The following is a 503-nucleotide window of genomic DNA, read 5'->3' as shown; positions in this document are numbered from 1 at the left end:
TGGAACCAGATTTGCAGGGACTGATCCTCGAAGTGGCTGACGCGACGGGTCACGCCCATTAGGCCCAGCACGTACAGAGGCATGAACGCGAAGTAGAAACCGATCAGCCAGAACCAGAAGGACATCTTGCCCCAGAACTCATCCAGCTTGTAACCGGTGGCCTTCGGGAACCAGTAGGTAATACCGGCGAACAGACCGAACAGCACGCCGCCGATGATCACGTTATGGAAATGCGCAATCAGGAACAGGCTGTTATGCAGCACGAAGTCCACCGGCGGCACCGCCAGCAACACACCGGTCATACCACCGATCACGAAGGTGACCATGAAGCCCATGGTCCACAGCATGGGCACATCGAACTTGATGCGGCCCCGGAACATGGTAAACAGCCAGTTGAAGATCTTCGCCCCCGTGGGGATCGAGATAATCATGGTGGTGATCCCGAAGAACGAGTTCACGCTGGCCCCCGATCCCATGGTGAAGAAATGGTGCAGCCATACCAA

1 protein-coding gene is annotated in these 503 nt (G+C 56.5%); it reads right to left on the bottom strand.

The window, feature by feature from the left end:
- On the bottom strand, positions 1 to 503 hold a 503-nt coding region (locus A3730_RS01135; protein WP_197477211.1), incomplete at both ends, for a cbb3-type cytochrome c oxidase subunit I.

The sequence above is a fragment of the Alcanivorax sp. HI0044 genome, assembly GCF_001634945.1.
Note: the sequence above shows the minus strand (reverse complement) of the source record. Positions and strands in the feature narration are given on the sequence as shown.